Raw genomic sequence first — 23,810 nt, 5'->3', positions numbered from 1 at the left:
TTAAGTTTAATTTAAAATTTCGATACAATCTTCAATAGTGCTTTAATATTGTATATCATACCAGAACTATTTTATGAACTTATTTGATGGCAGAATACAGGACAAGACCGCAGACCAAGGGTATGATGCCCGGTCCATCGAGGTGCTCAAGGGCCTTGATCCGGTCAAGCGCAGACCTGGCATGTACACGGACACATCAAGCCCGGACCATCTGGCCTTTGAAGTTATTGACAACAGTGTCGATGAGGCCATTGCAGGTTTTGCCACACGCATTGATGTCACCCTGACACAGGACAACAGAATCATTGTATCGGACAACGGCCGGGGAATGCCCGTGGACATTCACCCCGAGGAAGGTATTTCCGGTGTCGAACTGATCATGACCAAGCTGCATGCAGGCGCCAAATTCTCAAACAAGGATTATGCTTTTTCCGGCGGGCTTCATGGGGTAGGTGTTTCGGTGGTCAATGCCCTGTCTATTCATCTGTGCATTGATATTTGCCGGGACAAAAAACGGTACACAATTGAATTTCAAAACGGCGCTAAAACAAAAGACCTGGAAGAGGTCGGAAAAGCCGCCAATACGGGAACTACGCTGAATTTTAAACCGGATTCGGCCTATTTTGATACAGATCAATTCAATGTGGTCGCCATCCGGGCAGCGCTTAAATCCAAGGCGGTTCTGTGCCAGGGGCTGACCACCACCTTTACCGTTGAACAAACCGGAGAAACCGACTCCTGGCATTACGACCAGGGCCTGGATCAATATTTTCAAGAAATGATCAGCAGCTCCAAGACTATTTTTCCGGAACCGTTCACAGGATCTGCTGACAATGATGATTTAAAGGCTGTATGGGCGGTGAACTGGGGGCTGGAAGATGCTCTTGACATTGAGGAGAGCTATGTCAACCTTATTCCCACAAAACTTGGGGGTACCCATGTCAACGGTTTCAGGTCCGGCTTGCTGGAATCTGTTAAAGAGTTCTGCAAATTTCGAAACCTTCTGCCTAAAGGTGTGTTTCTTACCCCTGAGGATATCTGGCAAAATGTGGGATATGTACTGTCCGTAAAACTTGTGGAAGCCCAGTTTTCAGGCCAGACCAAAGAACGTCTCTCCTCACGGCACTGTGCAAGCCTGGTTAATATTCAAGTCCGGGACGCTTTTAGTTTATGGCTGAACCAAAATGTGGCGTTAGGCGAAGCCCTTGCCCTGGCAGCCATTGAAAATGCCAGACGTCGTGAAAGAAAACGCAAAAAAGTGACGCTGAAAACCCGGACCAGCGGAGCCTCTTTACCGGCCAAATTGTCAGACTGCACCAGTGATGACCAAAGACAGCGGGAGCTTTTTTTTGTGGAGGGAGACTCTGCCGGCGGTTCGGCCAAGCAGGCCAGAGACAGACGCTTCCAGGCCATCATGCCCTTGCGGGGAAAAATTTTAAATACCTGGGATTTAAGTTCTTCAGCCATACTTGAATCCAAGGAAATCCGTGATATTTCCCAGGTATTAGGTGTAGTCCCGGGATCAAAGGATATTTCCAAACTGCGCTACAACAAATTATGTATTTTGGCTGATGCAGACTCCGATGGTCTGCATATTGCGACCCTCTTGTGTGCACTTTTTCTAAAACACTTCCCGGAAGTGGTGCGGCAGGGCCATGTATTTGTTGCCATGCCCCCCCTTTACCGGGTTGACAAGGGAAAAGAGGTATTTTATGCCCTCGATGATTCAGAAAAAAACGCCATCATCAAGCGATTGAGCCGCAGAAAAAAGCCATCCAAAATCAATGTCCAACGTTTCAAGGGCTTAGGGGAGATGAACCCATCCCAGCTACGGGAGACCACCATTGCCCCGGACTCCCGGCGCCTAGTCCAGTTAACAATTACGGACGAACCAGACGCCGGCGAACAAAACACCGGCACGGCACGGGAAAACGAAGAATTGTCATCAGCCTTATCTGAAAACAAATGTCCCCCTGACTCCCCGGCAACAGATAATGTCCGAACGTCAGAAAAGGATGATGTATTCCAGGTCATGGATATGCTTTTGAGCAAAAAAAGGGCCCGGGACCGGAAACGCTGGATTGAAACCCATGGAGTAATCAAAGAGATTTAATACGAATGACCCAGATCCCAAGTTCCAGTGTTGAAGAATTTGAACGCCTACCCTTCAAAGAGTTTACCCAAAACGCGTACCTAAACTATTCCATGTATGTCATTCTGGATCGGGCTCTGCCCCATATCGGGGACGGGCTCAAACCTGTCCAGCGCAGAATCATATACTCCATGAGCCAGTTGGGGCTCTCTTCCACGGCCAAGTTCAAGAAATCGGCCAGAACCGTGGGCGATGTTCTGGGTAAATTTCACCCCCACGGCGATGCAGCCTGCTATGAAGCCATGGTTCTGATGGCCCAGCCGTTTTCCTTAAGATATCCGCTGGTGGACGGACAGGGCAACTGGGGTGACCCCAATGATCCCAAATCCTTTGCAGCCATGCGGTATACTGAATCAAGACTGTCCAGGTATGCAAAAATCCTTTTGGACGAACTGGAACAGGGTACGGTGGGGTGGGTTCCCAATTTCGATGGCACTTTGGAAGAACCGTCCCTGATGCCGGCCCGTCTGCCTAATATTCTGCTCAACGGCACCACCGGCATCGCCGTGGGCATGGCCACCTCCATCCCGCCCCATAATCTAAGAGAGGTGGCAAAAGCCTTAATTTTCCTTATTGAAAATGAAAATGCCGATGCAAAAGACTTGTGTAAATTTATTAAAGGTCCTGATTTTCCCACACAAGCTGAAATCATAACCCCGGCAAACGAAATTGGCGACATCTATGAGAAAGGCAAGGGGCGTGTAAAAATGCGGGCCCAGTATATCATAGAAGACGGAGAACTGGTATTCACAGCCCTTCCCTATCATGCATCCTCTGAAAAAATTTACGAGCAGATCGCAGCCCAGATCAGTGCAAAAAAACTGCCCATGGTGTCGGATCTGCGGGATGAATCCGACCACGAGGCCCCCACACGGTTGGTGGTAATGCCACGGTCAAACCGCGTGGATCTTAATATTCTGGCAGACCATCTTTTTGCCACCACGGATCTTGAAAAATCCTTTTCAATCAACATGAACATGATCGGTCTTGACGGTCGGCCAAGGGTAAAAAGTTTAAAAACGATCCTGAACGAATGGCTGAATTTCCGAAGAGCAACCATTGAAAAAAAATTCCGGTTTCATCTGGAAAAAATTGTCAGCCGGCTGCATATTCTGGAAGGATTTAAAACCGTTTACCTGAACCTTGATCAGGTAATCGAAATCATACGCAGGACAGATGATCCGGCCAAAGAACTCATGGACACCTTTGGCCTGTCCGAAATCCAGGTTAAGGCGGTCCTGGAAATCCGGTTGCGCCAGCTTGCCCGAATGGAAGAGATCAAAATCACCGAGGAGATGGCCGCGCTTTCCAAAGAAAAGGCGCGCCTTGATAAACTTTTGAACTCTCCTAAAGCATTTAAGACGTTTATAATCAAAGAAATTGAAGAAGACGCCAAAAACTTTGGAGATAAGCGCAGATCCCCCATCAAAACACGCAAAGATGCCGAAGCATTCTCGGTTACGGATGTTATTGAGGTGGAGCCTGTCACCATTATCCTGTCAGCCAATGGATGGATACGGACAGCAAAGGGCCATGATATAGATCCTGCAAATGTAAAATTTAAAACCGGGGACCAACTACTGTGCCACCTGCGCATCCGATCCGACAAACCCATTGTGCTCATTGATACCTCGGGCCGGGCATATACCCTGTTCGCCCATGTCCTTCCCTCGGCCAGAGGAAACGGGGAACCTGTCACAGGGCATCTGACCCTTGCCCCGGATACCACCATCTACACCATGATAGCCGCCGAAGATGACGACCTGTTTCTCAACGGTGCTGACAATGGTTATGGATATATCATCAAGTTCAGTGATTTTTTAACCAATTTTAAAAACGGAAAGGCAGTGATCACTTTATCCCAAAATGATGTGCCCATGGCGCCGCTTCCCATACCAGACGTCAATTCCGACAGCATTGCCGCAATCACCACCAGCGGCAGGATGCTGATCTTCCCGGTCAACCAACTGCCGCGCCTGAAAAAAGGCAAGGGCAATAAAATAATTCACATTCCGGCATCCGGCAAAAGCCAAAATAGTCCTGAAAAGCTTAAGTTTCTAAAAATATTGCCTCTAAGTTCGAATCTTGTTATATATTCGGGCAAACATTTCTTGCGGCTGACACCAGGCAACCAGCAGGACTACACAAGTACAAGGGGGCGACGGGGGAAATTGCTTCCCCGTGGATACAGAAACGTAGATCACCTTGAAATTATCTCCCCCCAGCCGGCGAGAGATGATACGGATTAATGAAATTATTTTTAACTAAACATTTTATATTTTTATTCCTTATTATTGCGACCTTAGGGGTTGTACGATTTTGTGTGCTGATTCACCACCAGGAAATCGGCAGCACCCTGAATACCGTTGAAAAAATACGCAAAAACGGCAAACTGCGCCTGATCACCAGCAAGGCCATTAACACCTATTATCAATACAATAACAAACCCACGGGTTTTGAGTATGATCTGGCCCGGGAGTTTGCCAAATTCATGAATGTGGAACTTGATGTCATAACACCGGGCTGGAATAACATGTTCGCGTATCTCAAGCAGGGTAAAGGCGATTTTATTGCCGCAGGGATTCCCATTACTGCCCCACGCCTGGAATATGTAGATTTTTCGATTCCCTACATGACTATACAGCAGCGTATTATTCACCATAACCTCATCTTTAGTCCCAAGGACATCAAAAACATGAAATTTAAAGTTTTTCATGTCAGGCGAGGGACATCCTATCATTACAGGCTGGCAGATATGAAGGCTTCGGGTCTACCTCTGGAGTATGTGCTGCATAACAACATCCCCACCGAAGAACTCATCGGCATGGTTCATGACAGGGAGATTAAGTTCACCATAGCCAATTCTAATATCGCCCTGCTCAGCCGGCGTTTTTTTCCGGATATACGCATTGGAATTCCCATCCAGGAACGTGAATCCCTGGCTTGGGCGGTCCGGAGAAATGATAGTGAGATGCTCAAGCAGGTCAACAAATTCTTTCTTTATGCAACCAACACCGGCATCCTGAAACGCATCACAACCAGATATTATGGCAATATCGACAATTTTGACGCCTATGAACTGAAAAAATTCCATAACCGCATAAAGACCCAGTTGCCCAAATACAAAAACGTAATTAAAGCAGAGTCTGCCAAACACGGATTTGACTGGCGTCTGATCGCGGCCATTGTGTACCAGGAATCCCACTTTGATCCGGAAGCAAAAAGTTTTAGCAATGTTCTCGGATTGATGCAGGTCACTGAAATAACCGCCAAGGAAATGGGCATTAAAAACCGCTTGGACCCTCAACAAAGCATCCGCGCAGGGATAAAATATCTGGCATTGATGTACAAACGGTTTAATTATATAAAAGATGAATCCCAGCGACTGTTGTTTGCCCTTGCAAGTTATAATATCGGATACGGACACGTCAAAGATGCCATAAATCTGGCAAAGGAGGAAGGGCACGATCCCAATACCTGGAAAGGGATCAAGGCGACACTTCCTCTGTTATCCAAGGCAAAATATTATAATCAGACAAAATACGGATATGCCCGGGGCTGGGAACCGGTTCAGTATGTAGAGCGTATTCAGACATATTTCGACATTCTCAAACAGAAAAAAGCCGCCATGGCCGGGTAACAAAAAGTTGTGGCAAGCTTTAAGACATATAAATCTGCAGTGCGTTAAAAATATTTCATTTAAGTGCATGCAGATACATACCCAATTTAAACGATTAAAACGAAAATGAGATCATGAATGACTAGAAAAATTCTAATTAATGCAGTGGATCCGGAAGAAAACCGTATAGCCATGGTTTTTGACAACAAACTGGATCAATTTCACATTGAAACAGCCGCTAAAGCGGCAACTAAAGGTAATATATATAAAGGGATTGTCACCCGGGTGGAACCCAGTCTGCAGGCCGTGTTCGTGGATTACGGCGCCGAGAAAAACGGATTTTTGCAAAAAAACGAAATACACCCGGATTATTTCCAGGAAATCGAAAAAAATAACAGATCCCTGTTCAACTTAATTAAAAAAGGCCAAGAAATGATTGTCCAGGTCGCCAAAGACCCGATTAATCTCAAAGGGGCCATGCTCACCACCTATATATCCCTTCCCGGTCGTTTTGGCGTACTTATGCCGGGTAACAATACCCGGGGGGTTTCCCGCAAAATTGTTGAGGACGATGAACGAAAACGGCTGGTTGGAATTCTCAAGGGCATGACAATTGCCGAAGGCTTCGGAATGATTGTCAGAACCGCAGGCAAGGGCGCCACCAAAACCTTGCTGACATCAGATCTTCGGTATTTGATGCGCGTATGGAAAAACATCGACAAACTGGCTTTGGAAAACCAGGCCCCCTGTCTGCTTTACAAGGAACAAAGCCTGGCCGTTCGTTCTTTAAGGGACTATTTTACAACAGATATCAAAGAGATCCTCATTGACAATCCAGACACCTACAAAGAAGTTCTGGACTTCATCGGGATGATTGCACCCAAACAGAAAAAAATCGTCCGGCTGTTCAAAAGTGAAAAACCCATTTTTACAAAATACCAGCTTGAGGAGCAGATATCTTCCATTTACAAAAGAGATGTGGCTCTTAAATCCGGTGGTTTTCTGGTTATTGAACAAACCGAAGCCCTGGTTTCCATTGATGTCAACTCCGGCAAGTCCACAAAAAAAAACAGCATTGAGGAGACAGCCTATCACACCAACCTCGAAGCGGCTGAAGAAGTGGCACGGCAGTTGAGACTGCGGGATATGGGCGGGCTTATTGTGGTGGATTTCATTGACATGAAGGAACGCCGCCACAAGGCAGATATCACCAAGACTATGAAAAAACATTTAAAATCCGATAAGGCCAGAACTAAGGTAGGAGGAATTACCGCCTTCGGACTTCTTGAAATGTCCAGGCAAAGAATCCGCCATTCCATCACTTACGGGTCCTATGAAATCTGCAGACATTGCAATGGCCGGGGTCTGACACCGTCTGTTGAAATACAGGCACTTGCACTGCTTCGAATATTGGCGCTAAAAACCCTGAAAGCAGAACCTGATCAAAAATTTATCTGCCGGGTACCAGAAGACGTCGCCTATTACATGCTTAATTCCAAAAGGGAAGAACTTCTTGAGCTTGAAACAAAACGTCAAGTCCGCATAAATATTGAAATAGACAGAAGCATGGTTTCCGGCCAGAACAGCGTTAATTAATAGTTGTAAGTAAGGTCTACTTGACAATGTCTAATTTTTTATTGTATCTGAAACGACCTTAGGTGCGTTTAGAAAGGAGAGGCTTTGAGTACTTACAAGCAAAAAATGCCTATCATCGCCCTTGCCGTGGTAATTGCAGCAGCCCTTATAGTGGTCTGGATTGTCATGGAGAGGCTACCCGGCAACACGATGCGAACAGAAGAGCAAAATACGGACGTCACCCAGGATAAATCCGGGGCCCCAAAAATAGATTCTTTGCCTGGTGCTGTGGTCAAACAGATAAGCAAACCCGCGGCCATTGACTATAATGAACTTGCAAAAGAAAGCATTATGAAGGATCTGATGACGGCCCGAAAAAAAGACTTAGGTCTCAATAATAGTGTGGATCTGATTGTCAAATCCGATGAAACCTTTACCGTGGGAGGTAATACGGTTTCCATGGAAAAGGTGATTGAGCAGGCATTTGCCGATAAGGGCAAGGTGCTTGAAAAGGAACTTGACGAATCCGGGGCCCAAAAGCCCGGGGCGTTAACCACCTACGGGGTTTATGTGGTCCAGCCAAAAGACAATATTTGGAACGTCCACTTCAGGATGCTCAAAGAGTATTATACCCGGAAAGGTATTCGCTTAGGGGAAACCGCTGATGAACCCGAAAGCTCAGGCATGAGTTCGGGTATCGGAAAAATTTTAAAATTCTCGGAAGCCATGGTGATTATTTATAATCTAAAAGAAAAAAAGGTGACCGCGGATGTAAACATCATAGACCCTTTAAGCAAGGTGGTCATCTACAATATGGATGAGATATTTGCCCTGCTTGAACAAATTGACATTAATCATGTGGACAGACTCCGGTTTGATGGAAGTAATATCTGGATACCTGTACATTAATCTGTGCCCATCCATAAATAGCTTTTTGCCCAATTTCCGCGTTGGATGAAAATTTTTATCCTCGGAATATTCAATATATGCCTGTGGTTAAAATTTTTATCCGCTTTGAACTTGAACAAAAAGTCTTATTTCTGGACGGACACTAAAAAAGTTAAAAAAAACTTACCCTATTGAAGAAGGAGGAGGAACATGTTTATTAGCAATGCATACGCCATGGGCGCCACTGGTGGACAGGCCGGACAAGGCGGAGGAATAGCCGGTTTTTTACCCATTATTATTCTGTTCGCCATTTTTTATTTCCTGCTCATCAGACCCCAGCAGAAAAAAGCCAAAGAACATAAGGCAATGATCGACAATCTTAAAAAAGGCAACCGGGTTGTAACGTCCGGCGGTATTTTCGGCACCATTGTCTCCATAGATGACACCACCATTGGTCTTGAAATTGCCGAAAAAGTTAAAATTAAGGTTTCAAGAGGAAACATTGGCGGCCTGATCTCCGATAATGAAGCCCAAACAAAATCCAAAGAAAAAAATTAACCAAATCCTTCAGGAGTGATGAGATTGAAATTTTTTACCATAAAGCGCGTATTGATTCTGGGGGTCATTGTTGCTGCAGTCGTATGCCTGCTTCCCACGTTTACCAATACCTGGCCCCATAAAAAAATCAACCTTGGCCTTGACCTGCAGGGCGGCATGCACTTAATCCTTGAGGTACAAAGCGAAGAAGCGGTTAACGCCGAGCTTGACCGTACCATCAGCCAGCTTAAACTGGATCTAAAAAATGAAAAGATACAGCATATGGGCATTGACAAGGCCTCTGATCATAAAATAATAGCCAAAATATCAGGTGCAGACAACAAATCAGGTGTGGAAAAACTGTTGTCGGATGAATATGCAGGCCTTGAGATTCCTTCGGTAAAAAATATTAGCGGCGGAATTTCCTTTACTCTGCGCCTGCCTGACAAGGAATCGGATTCCATCAAAAAAATGGCTACGGAACAGGCCCTGGAAACGATTCGAAACCGTATTGATGAATTTGGCGTCAGTGAACCGGATATCAGAATCCAGAGCGGCAACAGAATCCTTCTGCAGCTGCCGGGTATCAGTGATCCTGAACGGGCCAAAGGCCTGATTGGAAAAACCGCTCAACTTACATTCCAGCTTGTGGATGAACAAGGCGATGTCAATGCCGCTTTACGCGGCAAGCCGCCTGTTGGAGATGAAATTCTTTACCAGCTGAGAAAAAATGCCGGAACAGGCAATCAGGCCAGAACGCCGTTTCTGATCAAAAAGCATGTGGAGCTTGACGGCAGCCAATTAACCAATGCCCGGGTGGAGTTTGACCAGTTCCAGCAGCCCCAGGTGGGCATTGAATTCAGTCGTAAAGGTGCCAGAACCTTTGAACGGATCACCGGTGCCAATATTAACAAACGGCTGGCCATTGTACTGGATAAGAATGTATACTCCGCGCCCAATATCCAGGACCGCATTTCCGGCGGTAAGGCTGTAATCACTGGGCATTTTACTCTTGAAGAAGCCACGGACCTTGCCATTGCCTTGCGGGCCGGTTCTTTGCCGGCGCCGGTTAAAATCATTGAGGAACGAACCGTTGGCCCCACCCTGGGTGCAGACTCCGTTCGCACAGGCCTGATGTCTATGCTGGTAGGCGGTGCCCTGGTTGTTCTTTTCATGGTCATTTATTACAGGGGGGCAGGTCTGATCGCCGACATTGCCCTGGTTGTGAATATTTTTCTGATCGGTGGTGGACTGGCTTTTTTCGGTGCTACTTTGACCTTGCCGGGTATTGCCGGTATCATCCTGACCATTGGCATGGCAGTGGATGCCAATGTTATTATCTTTGAACGAATCCGGGAGGAGCTTCGAGCCGGCCGGTCTCCCAGGGCAGCGGTGAATGCCGGGTATGACCGTGCTACGTTGACCGTCATGGACGCTAATGTTACCACGTTAATCGCAGCCGCTGTTCTGTTTCAGTTCGGCACAGGTCCCATCAAGGGATTTGCCGTAACCCTGGGTCTTGGTATCGTGGCCAGTCTGTTTACTGCCCTGATCCTGTCCAAGAGCATCTACGATATGATTCTTGCAAACAAACAATCCGACACATTGAGCATATAAGGAACTTATCATCATGCAGTTTATCAAGCCTGGTACCAATATCGATTTTATGGGAAAACGCAAAATCGGATTTGTGTTTTCCCTGATCCTGATTCTGGCAGGTATTGTCTCCCTGATTATTCATAATGGTCCCAATTACGGCATTGATTTTGCCGGCGGCACCCTGGTACAGGTAAAATTCCCCCAGAAGGTTGATGTTTCCGACATCCGTAAAGGATTGGACGAGATTGGCCTTAAAGATGTATCTGTCCAGGGATTTGGTGAGCAGGAGGCAAATGAATACCTGATCCGCACCTCCAGTGACACCGACGCCTTGGGCGATCAGCTGTCTGACACCGTTTCAAAAGGACTAAAAGAAGCCACATCCCTTGAGCCTGATATCCGGCGTGTGGAAATGGTCGGCCCCCAGGTGGGAAAAGATTTAAAAAAGAATGCGCTTCTGGCTATTTTTTATTCCCTGCTCTTTATCACGATTTACATATCGGGTCGTTTTGAACAAAAATGGACCATTGCCGGAATCACCGCAGGCGCATTGATGGCGGCGGTCTACTTTTTATCCGTCTTCAACCTGTCCATGCCTGTTTTGATTGCAGCCGCCCTAATTGTCTCTCTGGTGCTATTCTGGTATCTGCAACTTCAGTACGCCATTGGCGCCATTGTGGCCCTGATTCACGATGTGACTATTACCGTGGGGGTATTTTCCCTGCTTAACCTTGATTTTTCCCTGCAGATCATTGCAGCCCTTTTGACCATCATCGGTTATTCACTGAACGACACCATTATCGTTTTTGACCGAATCCGGGAAAATATCAAGGGGAATTCAGACCATACCATGGTAGCGGACCTGTTTAACCGGAGTATCAATGAAACCCTGTCACGGACCATATTGACATCGTTGACCACATTGGTTGTCTTGCTGGCACTTTTCCTGCTCGGCGGAGAAATCATTCACAACTTTGCCTTTGCCATGATCATCGGGGTGGTGGTGGGTACCTATTCATCCATTTTCATTGCATCTCCCCTTGTTTTTATGGCCCATAGAAAAAAGTAAGGATAACGATTATGCTCGCATCCAGACAACCTATTTCAAGGATTGCGCTGCTTTTTCTTATTCCATTTTTGACCGTCTCCTGCGGGTCGCTGAAAACTTATAAACTGACGACTGCCGATCAGGCACAGACCACCAATGTGACTGTGCCTGACGCCACATCAGTGCCGATAGATACATCACTTGGCCAGGATATCCGCACCAGCCATCTGGAAGAAAAAATTACCGGAATCGAAAACCGGTTGGCACTGCTGGAAAAAAAGGTCGGGGCACAAACTCAACCATCGCCGCCCCCAAAACAGGCGTACCCAGCGTCCCCTCCCAATCAGGATCGACCGGCATCTCCTGAAAAACCCGGAAAATTAGATCCTGTCAAGCTTTACAAAAAAGGTCGGGTCCTGTTGCTGCGCGAACGTAATATTCCTATGGCCCAGGCACTTTTTTCAGATTTTGTTAAAAAATTTCCAGATCATGATCTGGCAGACAACGCTCTTTACTGGCTTGGGGAATGCAGCTACACCACAGGTGATTATGAAATGGCTGCAAAAATTTTTAAAACGCTTATCCAGACCTATCCCAAGGGTCAAAAAGTCCCGGACGCACTGCTTAAAACAGGTTATTCATATATGTCCTTAGACAATGTCAACCAGGCCAATGACTACTTCAAGCAAGTCATTACCCGCTATCCCTTTTCACCGGCAGCAGACAAAGCCCAACAAAAACTTTCCCAAACCCAGTAGTTATTTAAATGGTACCCTGTCCGGACACATATTTACCCTGGTTTCTTTTAACGGAACTGCCGGGTCTAAGCCCCCGTGTAATCAAAAATCTGATTCAACATTTTAAAACACCCGAAGCCATTTTAACGGCATCTAAGACACAACTGTTATCTGTACCGGATATATCTTCCAGATCCATAAAAAGTCTTCTTGGACACAAAGGATTTGAATCGAGTGCCGAAAAACGCCTTATCCAGGCCCAGGAATCCGGATACCGGGTTGTGGTGTTAACCGAACCTGAATACCCTGCCCTGCTAAAAGAAATTCCCGATCCCCCCGCCCTTTTATTTTATGACGGTACATTCGATATTAATGCGCCCTGTATCTCCATTGTGGGATCACGAAATGCAACCCGGTACGGCATAGATACTGCCTATTACCTTGCACAACGCCTTACGGCATTTGGTTTTACCATTGTGTCCGGTATGGCCCTGGGAATTGATACTGCTGCCCACAAAGGCGCACTTGAAAATAAAACCGGGCAGACATTGGCAGTTCTTGGATCAGGCCTTGATCATATCTATCCTAGACACAACCGACCCTTGTACTGCCGGATCAGAAAACAGGGGGCCGTCATCTCCGAATTTTTTCCGGACACGGCTCCGTTGCCCGGCAATTTTCCCCGGCGCAACAGGATCATTGCTGGTTTGTCCTGCGGTACGGTTGTGGTGGAAGCCGCCCAGAAAAGCGGGTCTCTGATTACTGCACGCTTAGCCGGTGAATACAACCGCGAGGTATTTGCCGTTCCGGGCAGCATCAAATCCTCCAAAAGCCGGGGGACTCACCATCTGATCAAACAGGGTGCGCACCTCATAGAAAATGAGATGGACATCATTGATGAACTGTCCCAGTTTGTTCATGCCGCATATGAAACACCCTCATTTGAACCGACAAAAAATAAACCAACCATGGACAAAATCCAGACCATGGTATATAAACACCTCGATCTTTACCCCGAACATATTGATCATATCACCGCATCAAGCGGTCTGACGAGTGCCCAGGTTTCTGCAGCCCTACTTGACTTGGAATTATCAGGGCTGATTGTTCGTCATCCAGGCAATAAATTTTCAATCTTGGAGGAATAAAATTGGCAAAGCCGCTTATCATTGTCGAATCGCCAACCAAAATCAAAACCCTGAAAAAATATATCGGAAAGGACTATAATGTGGCGGCCAGTGCCGGCCACATCCGCGACCTTCCGGTAAAAAACCTGGGGATTGATGTGGACGACAATTTTAAGGCCAAATATGTCAATATAAAAGATAAATCCAAGGTCATTTCCAATCTGAAAAAAACTGCCGGTGACACGGATGAAATATTCCTTGCCCCTGACCCGGATCGTGAAGGGGAAGCCATTGCCTTTCATATCATGGATATTCTGAAAAAAAAGGATCGCAAATTCCACCGGGTTCTTATCCATGAATTAACAAAAAAAGGTATTGCCGATGCCCTTTCCCATCCAACACAACCGGATGTGGACAAGTATGACGCCCAACAGGCCAGAAGAAAACTGGACCGGCTAGTGGGCTACCAGATATCACCGCTTTTATGGCAAAAGGTCCAAAGAGGACTCAGTGCCGGTCGAGTTCAGTCCGTGGCCGTTAAAATCATCTGTGACAGGGAGCGGGAAATCCGGGTGTTTAAGCCGGAAGAATACTGGACGATTACCGCGGATCTTGAGGCGGCAAATCCGCCGATTTTCAATGCGGCATTGATAAAAATATCCGGCAAAAAAACCAAGGTCACCAATGCGGAACAGGCCCATGCCATTGTGGCAGACCTTGAAAAGGCCAATTTCATCGTTCGGGAAATCAAAAACAAAACCATCAAGCGCAATCCGTTACCGCCTTTTATCACCAGTAAACTCCAGCAGGATGCCATTAACCGGCTTCGCTTTTCCGCAAAAAAAACCATGGTTGTTGCCCAGCAGCTATATGAAGGCATTGAGATTGGCAGCGGTGGACCAGACGGTCTGATCACTTACATGCGTACCGATTCCACCCGTATTGCTCCGGAAGCGGCCGAGGAGGCTTTAGGCCTGATCCGCAAATCCTATGGAGACGAATATGCTCTGGATGCGCCCAGATTTTTTAAAAACAAAAACAAGGCCCAGGATGCCCATGAAGCCATCCGTCCCACATCGGTTTACAATACTCCTGAAAACCTTAAATCCTTTCTGTCACCCGACCAGTTCAAACTCTATGATCTGATATGGAAACGATTTGTGGCCTCCCAGATGAATCAGGCCCTGATCGACCAGAAATCCATCCTAATTGAGGCAACAGAAAAATACCTGTTTTCCGTTTCCGGATCTACGACCCGTTTTGACGGATTCATGCGGTTGTATGCAACCCAGGAAAAAAGCAGTGAAAAAGATATACAGTCCCTGCCGCCGGTGGAACCCAAGGAACAGCTGGCAACTCGTAAAATCAATCCAGACCAGCATTTTACCAAGCCCCCACCCAGATTTTCCGAAGCATCCCTTGTCAAAGAGCTTGAAAAAAACGGCATCGGCAGGCCATCCACCTATGCATCCATCATAGCCGTGATCCAGGATAAAGGATATGTGGATCTGATCAAACGGTATTTCACCCCCAGCGAGCTTGGCTTTATTGTCAATGATCTTCTAGTCCGTGCATTTCCCGACCTTTTAGACATTTCATTCACGGCCCAGATGGAGACCAATCTTGATGATGTGGAACAGGGAAAACTCAACGAAGTTGACCTGTTAAAAGCATTTTATTCCGATTTTAAAACCACCCTGGATAACGCCAAGGACGATATGGTTTCCGTCAAAGGCGTAGGCATTGAAACCGATATTAAATGTCCTTTATGCGGAAAACCCGTTAATATCAAAATCGGCAGAAACGGACATTTTCTGGCCTGTACGGGATATCCCGAGTGCAGCTTTACCAGTAACTACACAAGGGATGAAAAAGGCAATATTGAAATTGTTGAAAAAATCCAGGATAGCGAACCGGTAAAGGACTGTCCTAAATGCGGCAAACCCATGGTACAAAAAGATGGTCGATTTGGATTGTTCATCGCCTGTACCGGATATCCCGAATGCAAACACACGGAATCGGTTGCCCAGGAAAACTCAAGTAAAGATACAGGCGTACCCTGCCCGGAAAAAGGATGTGACGGCACAATCGTGGAAAAGCACTCAAAACGGGGAAAAATATTCTACGGGTGTTCCAAATATCCGGATTGTACCTTTGCCACCTGGGACAAACCGGTCAACGAGAGCTGTCCGGATTGCGGCAGCCCCTATCTACTGGAAAAAGAGACAAAGCGGGATGGTAAAATACACAAATGCCCGGACCGTTCATGCGGGTTTAAAAAAAGTGTTTTGCCTATTCCGGAAAAAGAAGAGCCTGTTTAAGAATTAGAATCAGACGGTTGTGCTTCAATTCCCATGACTTTGTAACCCGCATCAGTTATCACCTGGGTGACAAGCGCCTCGTCCAAGGGAGAATTTGAGTCCACAATCGCATGCTTTTCTTCAAGATTAACCGTTGTTGAAAAAATGCCCTCAACACCATTAAGTTTTTCTGTTACGTTTTTTACACAATGCATACAGCTCATACCATCAATGTTGATTTTTGTTTTCATTTCCGTCCCCTTTTTTTCAGATTTTATATTTTGATCAGGATACTGTATTCCTTCATCAGATTTAAAATATCTTAATCTCAACGCATTGGTTACAACTGATACAGAACTCATTGCCATGGCTGCGGCAGCAAACATCGGGTTCAACACCGGTCCTCCAAATAAATAGAAAACGCCTGCTGCCAAGGGAATCCCCGCAGTATTGTAGGCAAATGCCCAAAACAAATTCTGTTTTATATTTCGTAAGGTAGCCCGACTCAGTTCTATTGCTGTCACAACACCACTCAGGCTATTGCGCATTAAAACAATACCTGCGGATTCCATAGCCACATCGGTTCCGGATCCAATTGCGAATCCAATATCTGATTGAGCCAATGCAGGGGCGTCGTTTATACCATCTCCAACCATAGCCACAAACGAGCCATCAGCTTGAAGTTGTTTAACTTGCTCCGCTTTTTCGCCAGGCATAACCTGGGATACGACTTCATCTATTTTCACCTGTTTTGCTATGGCAGCAGCCGTTAGTTTATTGTCGCCAGTCAGCATTACAGTTTTAATGCCCATCTTATGAAGTTTTGCAATGGCATCCGCTGAATCGGATTTTACGATATCTGCAACCGCAATGATACCGGCTAATTTTTCATCAAATGCCAAATACATAACTGTTTTACCGTCCATAGATAAGATGTCGACTTGCGGGATATCGTTTACAGAAATATTGTTTTCAGTCATGAATTCAATATTACCAAGCATCAGGTTTCTATCATTTACTTTTGCCCGAATACCCCTTCCTGCCACTGCGGTAAAATCGTTCAGCTGATGAAAGGGCATATCCAGCTTTTCATATTCTTTTACAATGGCGGTACCTAACGAATGTTCAGATCCTTTTTCTGCTGATGCTGAAAACTGTAAAACTTCATTTTTTCCAAAACCGTTAAATGCGATAACATCGGTCACCTTTGGTTTACCCTCTGTGATGGTGCCGGTTTTATCAAACACAATGGTTTTAACCCGGCTGGCGATTTCCAAAGGTTGACCACCCTTGATCAAAATACCCAGAGAAGCCCCCCGTCCTGTACCGACCATAATTGCCGTCGGCGTCGCAAGTCCCAGAGCGCAGGGGCAGGCAATCACGAGTACTGCAATAAAAATTTTCAATGCAAAGGTTATTTCTGCACCACCGATAAACCAGGCACCACTGGAAATCAGGGCGATACCCATAACAATCGGAACAAAATAGCCGGCAATGGTATCAGCCATTCTTGCAATAGGTGCCTTACTACCCTGGGCCTCCTCAACTAGCTGAATGATTTGGGCAAGCGCTGTTTCTTTGCCGACTCGATCTGCGCGATAACGAATAGTTCCGGTCTGATTCATGCTGGCACCTGTAACTGTATCTCCAGCTGTTTTGTCAACCGGGATACTTTCCCCTGTCAACATGGATTCATCGACCGATGTGCGTCCCTCAAGGACAGTGCCGTCCACAGCTATTTTTTCTCCAGGCTTTGCCAGGAGCACATCACCTGAAACAACTTGCTCAATCGGGACAATGGATTCCTTACCCCCTTTCACAAGGATAGCTGTTTTAGGCTGCAATCCCATCAGTTTTTTTATTGCGCCTGATGTTTTACCTTTGCTGACAGCCTCCATATATTTTCCAACCTTGATTAATGCGATGATCACCCCGGCAGTTTCATAATACAGGTTCATCACAAGATCGGTCCTGCCTGTCAGTATCAAGACAGTATTAAAAGCACTGTAAACGATAGCTGAGGTTGTACCTATGGCGATCAGAGAATCCATATTGGGATGTCCCCTGAAAAGCGCAGGAAACCCCTTAACATAAAAATGGAGACCGCAGAAAATTATGGGAATTGTAAGCAATAGTTGACTCACAGCAAAAGTTTTCGGACTGTGCATCGGACTGATGAAGTCCGGAAGAGCAATTCCAATCATCTCAAGCATAGCAATAAGAACCAATGGAATCGCAAAACCTATGGAAACAGCAAGGCTGAAAAATTGCTGTTTAAGTTCTATGTTTTTATTATCTTGAGACTCTTTTTTACCGGCTTCCACAAGTTTGTAACCTGCTGTTTCAACCACGTGGAAAAGATCAGAAAGATCCAGTTCATTATTTGAAAAAGTTATACGGACTCTTTCAGTTGCTAAATTAACTGTTGCCGATTTTATCCCCTTCACATCGGCAATGGCATCTTCTACTCTTTTTACACATGCTGCGCAGGTCATTCCTTTGATATCAAATATTTGGGTATTAATAGTCATAATGACCCCCTTTTTATATTCGCTTGCTTAACCGCTGCATTAATTCTTCATTTTTTTCTCAAATATCGTTTTCATTTGAGGTTCATGTGTCTCCTTTATAATTCGTATGCCATGCTATATACTACATCGTGGTAGGGTATATATCAAGGTCGGCAATTTCCCATGTATTCTTTGTAGGTTCTCATTAGCTTTCTATGGTGATCTTCAATTATAGCTTATATATCAATCAAGTCATCCAGTATCATATCTATGAATGGTGTCTCATTGAATCAGAGGGCTGAATTGATTAAGGAATGAATCCGAAATAACTTAATCTGGGAACGCGGGCGTCTCGCCTGCATCCATACTGCAGGCGAGACGCCCGCGCTCCCGGATATAGCAAATGGGCAAGTTATTTAAGCCCCGTTCCTAAGGACCGCAGATTAAATAACTTGAACGAAATAACTTGCCTTTTGGCCCATCTACTTCGTTGCATTAAAGGCCCAATAGGCCTGATTCTTGTAGCTGTCTGACCTTTATTTGGGGCTGTATTGTCTATTGGCAAACGAAAGAGATAAATCAGGTCATTTTAAATTGCGATCTGGCAGGAAATTAGATTGATATTCAATCGGTTAAACACATAAGCCCCATCGCATGGGACAATGTTATCCTCTACTGGGAATATTATCGATAAGAACCTCGTTTGTTTGATAAATGCTCAAATAGGCTCTAAGGAACTCGGAAGAGTCATTCAAGATCTGAACCCCGTTCCCCTTTGAGCAGATTATCCAGGTGTTCCCGCGCATAGGGTGTCATCTCGGAAAAATATATTCCGATCCCACCCGAGTCTGTTCTAACCACAATGCCGGTAAGCTTAAAAGGCCGGGCCTGACCGGGCAGGGAGAAAACGACCTTTGCCGGCACCCCGATCTCCGGATTCATCCTGGATTTGACCAAAACCCCTGTCGCACTCAGATTTCCGGCATTAGACTGTATTACTTTATCACCGATCAGCACATCCATTTCAATGGGTTTATTCACCCGGGTATAGGATCTGGGTTCCTTAATATTGCGAATATACGCAAGAATATCCTTTTGAAGATCCTCGGTCAGGAAACGGACTTCCGACATTATCTCATTCAGGAGCGCATCGTCTTTTGAAAATGTAACCGTCACCTTTTAACTCCTTGTTTTCCAAAGGTTCAACGTTTAATCACAAATTATTTAACGTAGTATATGAAGATATATAAGCGATTTTTATCCGGGATTCAAGCAATATAACGGCCATGATTCACGACACAAAACTGTTTTTACGATGATTTCAAAAGGCATCAGATCATGAATTCAATGCTTGTTTCAGATCCTGTGCGGTAAAAATCGTATTGTGTTTAAGCCCTAAAATCCGGGCAGCTGTTTTTACGGCGCCGGCAAAAGAGCCCCCTGCCTGCCTCAAGTCTTTGAGGGCATGCGCCCCCCTTGATTTTGACAACTTTTCACCATTATCGCCCAAAACAAGTCCGTGATGAATAAACCGACATGCCGGAAATGAAGAAAAACCAAAACATTGCGCAAGATAAATCTGGGCGGCAGTGGACAAGAGAAGGTCCCCACCCCGGACTATAAGATTGATACCGCCGTCTTCATCTTCCAAGAGGCTTGCCAGATGATAACTGGGTTGATCATCCTTACGCCAGAGGACAAAATCACCAAATGTCTTGGCAAGATCAATGGACTGATTGTTTACCTGGATGCAGGTATCATTTTTCACCCTTAACCGGACAGCATGAAGACCGGGTTCAAATACAAGACCAGCATTCCGGCATGTGCCTGGATACAGTCCATTGGAAGATATTTTTTTTATGGATGCCCGGCTGCACCGACACACAAAGGTATTCTGCCCTGTTTCGCCTGTTTTATATAGGGCCTGCAATCTGTCCCGGTAATACTCTTTTTTTTTGTGCAAAGAAAAATTTTGATAAAAATCATCCGGCCCGACCGGCCCGGTATCCCAGTCCAGTCCCAGCCAATCAAGGCTGGTAAAAATATCGTCTAGCACATCTGGCCTGAAACGCATACCGTCCATATCATCAATGCGCAGATGAAGGCGTCCTTTTCGGCTTCTAATAATAGCCCAGGTCACCAGAAAATTTACGGCATTTCCCAGGTGCAAAAAACCGCTGGGGGTGGGCGCAAGGCGTGAAACCGGATTGATCGGCAAATTGGAAAGGCACAGAGGTGAACTGTTTTCAAAAAAGAGGGATGTTCCCTGCAATGGCTTTTACCTTGTCTTCTAAATTTTTACAGGTTTATAAAAGACCAAAGCCTATTTCATGGTAACCACCGGGCAAGGAGCATTGAGAACCACGGCCTGGGCTGTGGAACCCAGCAGCAGTTTTCCCACCTTGGTTCTGTTTTTCACACCGATAATGATTTCGTCTGCCTGGGTTTCCTTGGCAAAATTAATCAGATCATCCCCGGAATCAATGCCGCGAATCAATAAATGGGTTTCACAGGGAATCTTTTTCCTGTCAAAATGGGTTTTGGCCTTTTCCATACCGGCTTCAGTCTCATTGATCAGCGCCTGATCCTTTTCCATACCCTCGGGCATTACGGTAACGATCAATACTGTTGCATTAAAAAATTGCGCCCGTTTCAATGCAAGTTCAAGAAGATTTTCCGCCTGGTTTGTGCCACGTTTGTAGCCCACGATAAGTTTCATCTACCATTCCTTAATTTGTGCATTTTTAAATGTCTAAATGGTCTATCCTAAGATGATTTTGCCCCCGGCCGCAAGGATAAAAACCATTTATGCCTCTTGCCATACCGCTCCATAACCTTAAAACCGGATTTTATAAAATATTTTCGAAAACAAAACAAGAAAAACTGTCCTTCCCCAGCTACCTCCAATTGACTTTAGGGAATCTAATGACCTAAGATTAAAAAGTATACCCCATGGAAAAATAAAAACACCCTTTGCTTTCACCGGCTTGGGGATCCAATTTCCAGCCGTACAGCACACTGATGGGCCCCACCGGTGTCTGACGGCGCAGACCAATGCCAACACTACTTCTGAATGATTCCGAGATGACCGAGTCCTGGGTTTCGGTTAAGGCGCCGGTGTCAAAAAACAGGGCAAACTCATAATTTAAACTCAGACCGTATCGGGCTTCCACAGAGCCGAGCATCATGGACCGGCCTCCCACGGCGTTGTCATCATCATCATACTGCAGCATATTTTCATCAAACCCTCTTACGGTTGACGCACCACCCAGATAATAGAGCTGGCCATCGGAAATATTGGTATTGCCCCCGTAAGTGTCCATGTATCCGTAGCGGCCACGCATGGCAATAACCAGATCATCGGTGACCGGCAAATAATACCGCAGCTCCAGGCCGTATTTGTAAAAGTCATTAAGACTGGAATCAATGCCTTTGAACACATCAAAGGTTGTCGATGCAAACAACCCTTTTCGGGGGTGGACAAGGGAATCCGTGGTACGCCAGCTAATACCTGTATTAATTTGGCCGATATTGCGAAAACCATAATCGTCCTTTTCATCATCATCAAGCTCGCGATCCACCCTTAAATACTGATCCCGGTATTCATAGCCCCCGCCTAAGAAAAGGTTGATCTTCTTATTGCTAAAATTGCGCAGAAACGTTTGGGACAGGCCATAGGTTCGGATGCCGTAGTCTTTATTGAATGCCTCGTTTTCTTTTGTATAGACCTTGCTTGTGGAGGTGAAACGGGTAGAAAGAAACCTGGGTTCAGTTAAAAAAACTTCCATACCGTAACCCACCTGGCTCAACTCAAGACCGGCTTGAGCATTCAGGTTATGACCCAGAAAATTCTTATCTCCAATGCCGGTTTCCATGTACAAATGCCGGGAGGTATCATATCCGACGGCCAATTCCACATAATAGGGTTTTTTCTCGGATATCTCCACAATCAGGTCAGCCTCGCTCTGCCGGTTTTTAAGACCTGCAACTCTGATTCTGACAGTATCCACGGCATTAAGGTCCTGGATGTTCCTGCGAGAGTCCACAATCTTGAGCATGGAAAACGGATCTCCCGGAGCGACTGCCATCTCATCTTCAAGCTCTTCCTGTTTCATTCGCAGGGCCCCGGCATAAAAAATCTTGCCCACCACCACCTTGGGGCCCTGGTCCACATGATAGGTGATCCGGATCCGGGTTCTGTCCTTGGAAAATTCGGAATCCGCTGTTACCTGGGCATGGGGGTAGCCTTTTTCTGATACCTTCTGCTGCAGAGCTGAAATATCAGCCTCGATCAGGGCTCTGTCATACCAACGCCCCGCTTTCATGACCATGGCATCACGGACCTCATCCAAAGCAATGACGGAAAGCCCCTGGATTTCCACCTGTTCTACCTTTGTTCTGGGACCTTCCTTTATGATGATCTCAACGGCAACCTGCTTTTCGTTCTTATCTGGTGTATCACTGATCTTAACTTTTTTATTCACCTTGGTTTTTGTAAACCCTTTGCTAAAATACAATGCCTTAACCGCTTTGAGATCATCTCTCAGTTCTGTTTGGCTGAAAACGCCCTTTTTTCGAGTCAAAATATTTTTTTGAAGCTCCTTGAAAGGCAAGGTGTCTGCACCACTGATTTTAAGTTCAGACACCCTGTGCTTTAAGCCTTCGTCGATAACGATATTGACCTGCCGTACACCCAGGCGTTGAGAATCATCTTTCTCGTCTTTAACTTTTGCATCTCTAAAGCCTTTGGCTTCATACCGCGTCCTGATATTGCGTATGCTTTTTTTCAGGGCAAAATCATTTTTATTCCCGCTCTCTTTAAGCAAAAACTCTTTTTTCAAAGACCAGTTGTAAAAGGCCTCATTGCCCTGAATATCAATTTTATACAGCGGGCCTTCATCAATTGTGAAAATAACATCCAGGGCATCACTGCCTTTAACCGGTAACGTTTTTGCCGTCACCTGAACATCGGCATACCCATTTTTCCGATAGAGTTGAATGACTTTCTTGATATCATCCGTCATCTGTTTGTCTGTAAACCGGTTGCCATGCCACGGCAAAAGGGATTTACGCCAGACCCCGGTCATCAATTGAAGACGGACCTGGCCGATATCATCATTGCCTTTAAACTCAACCTTGCGAATATTGTGAAAAGGACCCTTGTCAATATCTACATCAATAACGTAGCAATCACCCTGCTTCACGGCAGATAAATTCACCTTTGGCGCATAAAACCCATGGCGCTTAAAAAGTGTTTCCACCCGCTGGACCTCGTCGGCCATTTTCTGTGCCTGATAAACCTCCCCGGTCTTGATGGTCATTGCATTCAGCACTTCCTGTTCAAACACGGGAAATGCGTTTTTAATATGAATATCCTTTATCCTGGAAAACGGGGTCAATTCAAAGGCGAGGACCATACCGTGCTCTGTCTTTTCAGGATCCGGTACATTGATAAATTCAAAAAGCTGGGCCTGTGTTAATGCCTTTATAGCCGAAGCCATAACCTCGATGGAATAATCATCCCCGACATTTACGGGGATAAAGCTTGAAGCAATGGAGTGCCAAAACGCCTGTTTTTCAGGAGGACAGTTAACCAAGATATTGATATCCGTCACCTTGACGGCATCTGCCGCAGACACAGGTACAGCCACACCCAAAAGCACACAGGCCGCAAAAACAACAGAAATAATGAATGGACGGAAATTTATAAATCGCATC

General features: G+C 45.7%; 16 protein-coding genes. 11 read left to right on the top strand and 5 right to left on the bottom strand.

Translation table 11 applies throughout. From position 1 onward, the window contains the following. The first annotated feature begins 73 nt into the window (after positions 1–73). From parE to topA, 11 genes are all read left to right on the top strand, one after another. On the top strand, positions 74–2,113 hold the full coding sequence (parE, locus tag EYB58_RS14180) for a DNA topoisomerase IV subunit B (RefSeq protein ID WP_111953335.1): 2,040 nt from the start codon (positions 74–76) through the stop codon (positions 2,111–2,113). A 5-nt stretch (positions 2,114–2,118) separates the two neighbouring features. Next, positions 2,119–4,401: a DNA topoisomerase IV subunit A gene (gene parC, locus EYB58_RS14175; RefSeq protein WP_111953337.1), complete on the top strand. Its 2,283-nt coding sequence runs from the start codon at positions 2,119–2,121 to the stop codon at positions 4,399–4,401. Beyond that, on the top strand, positions 4,401–5,792 hold the full coding sequence (gene mltF / locus EYB58_RS14170) for a membrane-bound lytic murein transglycosylase MltF (protein ID WP_111953339.1): 1,392 nt from the start codon (positions 4,401–4,403) through the stop codon (positions 5,790–5,792). Before parC ends, mltF begins: the two co-directional genes overlap by 1 nt. A 117-nt stretch (positions 5,793–5,909) precedes the next feature. Beyond that, on the top strand, positions 5,910–7,367 hold the full coding sequence (locus tag EYB58_RS14165) for an Rne/Rng family ribonuclease (RefSeq protein WP_111953341.1): 1,458 nt from the start codon (positions 5,910–5,912) through the stop codon (positions 7,365–7,367). Between the two features lie 84 nt (positions 7,368–7,451). Continuing rightward, entirely contained in the window at positions 7,452–8,255 is an 804-nt protein-coding gene (locus EYB58_RS14160) for a hypothetical protein (protein ID WP_111953343.1), read from the top strand. Positions 8,256–8,444: 189 nt separating this feature from the next. Then, positions 8,445–8,792, top strand: coding sequence for a preprotein translocase subunit YajC (gene yajC / locus EYB58_RS14155; RefSeq protein WP_111953345.1), 348 nt, complete (start codon positions 8,445–8,447; stop codon positions 8,790–8,792). Positions 8,793–8,816: 24 nt separating this feature from the next. Beyond that, positions 8,817–10,388, top strand: a complete 1,572-nt coding sequence (gene secD, locus EYB58_RS14150) for a protein translocase subunit SecD (RefSeq protein ID WP_111953347.1) — start codon at positions 8,817–8,819, stop codon at positions 10,386–10,388. 13 nt (positions 10,389–10,401) lie between these two features. Then, positions 10,402–11,439: a protein translocase subunit SecF gene (secF, locus tag EYB58_RS14145; RefSeq protein ID WP_111953349.1), complete on the top strand. Its 1,038-nt coding sequence runs from the start codon at positions 10,402–10,404 to the stop codon at positions 11,437–11,439. A gap of 11 nt (positions 11,440–11,450) precedes the next feature. Further along, positions 11,451–12,176 carry a tol-pal system protein YbgF gene (ybgF, locus tag EYB58_RS14140; protein ID WP_170299727.1) on the top strand — a complete coding sequence of 242 codons (726 nt, stop codon included), beginning with the start codon at positions 11,451–11,453 and terminating at the stop codon, positions 12,174–12,176. An 8-nt stretch (positions 12,177–12,184) separates the two neighbouring features. Next, positions 12,185–13,303 carry a DNA-processing protein DprA gene (dprA, locus tag EYB58_RS14135; protein ID WP_111953353.1) on the top strand — a complete coding sequence of 373 codons (1,119 nt, stop codon included), beginning with the start codon at positions 12,185–12,187 and terminating at the stop codon, positions 13,301–13,303. Positions 13,304–13,305: 2 nt separating this feature from the next. Then, a complete protein-coding gene (gene topA / locus EYB58_RS14130) occupies positions 13,306–15,603 on the top strand; it encodes a type I DNA topoisomerase (RefSeq protein WP_111953355.1) in 2,298 nt (765 codons plus the stop codon). Here topA and EYB58_RS14125 read toward each other — a convergent pair. From EYB58_RS14125 to bamA, 5 genes are all read right to left on the bottom strand, one after another. Continuing rightward, entirely contained in the window at positions 15,600–18,113 is a 2,514-nt protein-coding gene (locus EYB58_RS14125; RefSeq protein WP_111953357.1) for a heavy metal translocating P-type ATPase, read from the bottom strand. The genes topA and EYB58_RS14125 overlap by 4 nt on opposite strands. Positions 18,114–18,839: 726 nt before the next feature. Further along, the gene (locus tag EYB58_RS14120; RefSeq protein WP_111953359.1) at positions 18,840–19,268 is read right to left on the bottom strand and encodes a PilZ domain-containing protein; all 429 of its coding nucleotides are present in this window, start codon (positions 19,266–19,268) and stop codon (positions 18,840–18,842) included. Positions 19,269–19,428: 160 nt separating this feature from the next. Next, positions 19,429–20,364 (bottom strand): glutamate--tRNA ligase family protein, encoded by a 936-nt coding sequence (locus EYB58_RS14115; RefSeq protein ID WP_111953361.1) that lies wholly within the window; start codon positions 20,362–20,364, stop codon positions 19,429–19,431. Between the two features lie 51 nt (positions 20,365–20,415). Then, entirely contained in the window at positions 20,416–20,811 is a 396-nt protein-coding gene (locus EYB58_RS14110; RefSeq protein ID WP_111953363.1) for a universal stress protein, read from the bottom strand. Positions 20,812–21,028: 217 nt separating this feature from the next. Continuing rightward, a complete protein-coding gene (gene bamA / locus EYB58_RS14105; RefSeq protein WP_111953365.1) occupies positions 21,029–23,809 on the bottom strand; it encodes an outer membrane protein assembly factor BamA in 2,781 nt (926 codons plus the stop codon). Position 23,810: the final 1 nt, after the last annotated feature.

The organism is Desulfobacter hydrogenophilus (assembly GCF_004319545.1).
GTDB classification, from domain to species: domain Bacteria; phylum Desulfobacterota; class Desulfobacteria; order Desulfobacterales; family Desulfobacteraceae; genus Desulfobacter; species Desulfobacter hydrogenophilus.
This window is presented reverse-complemented; position numbering and strand designations above follow the sequence as displayed.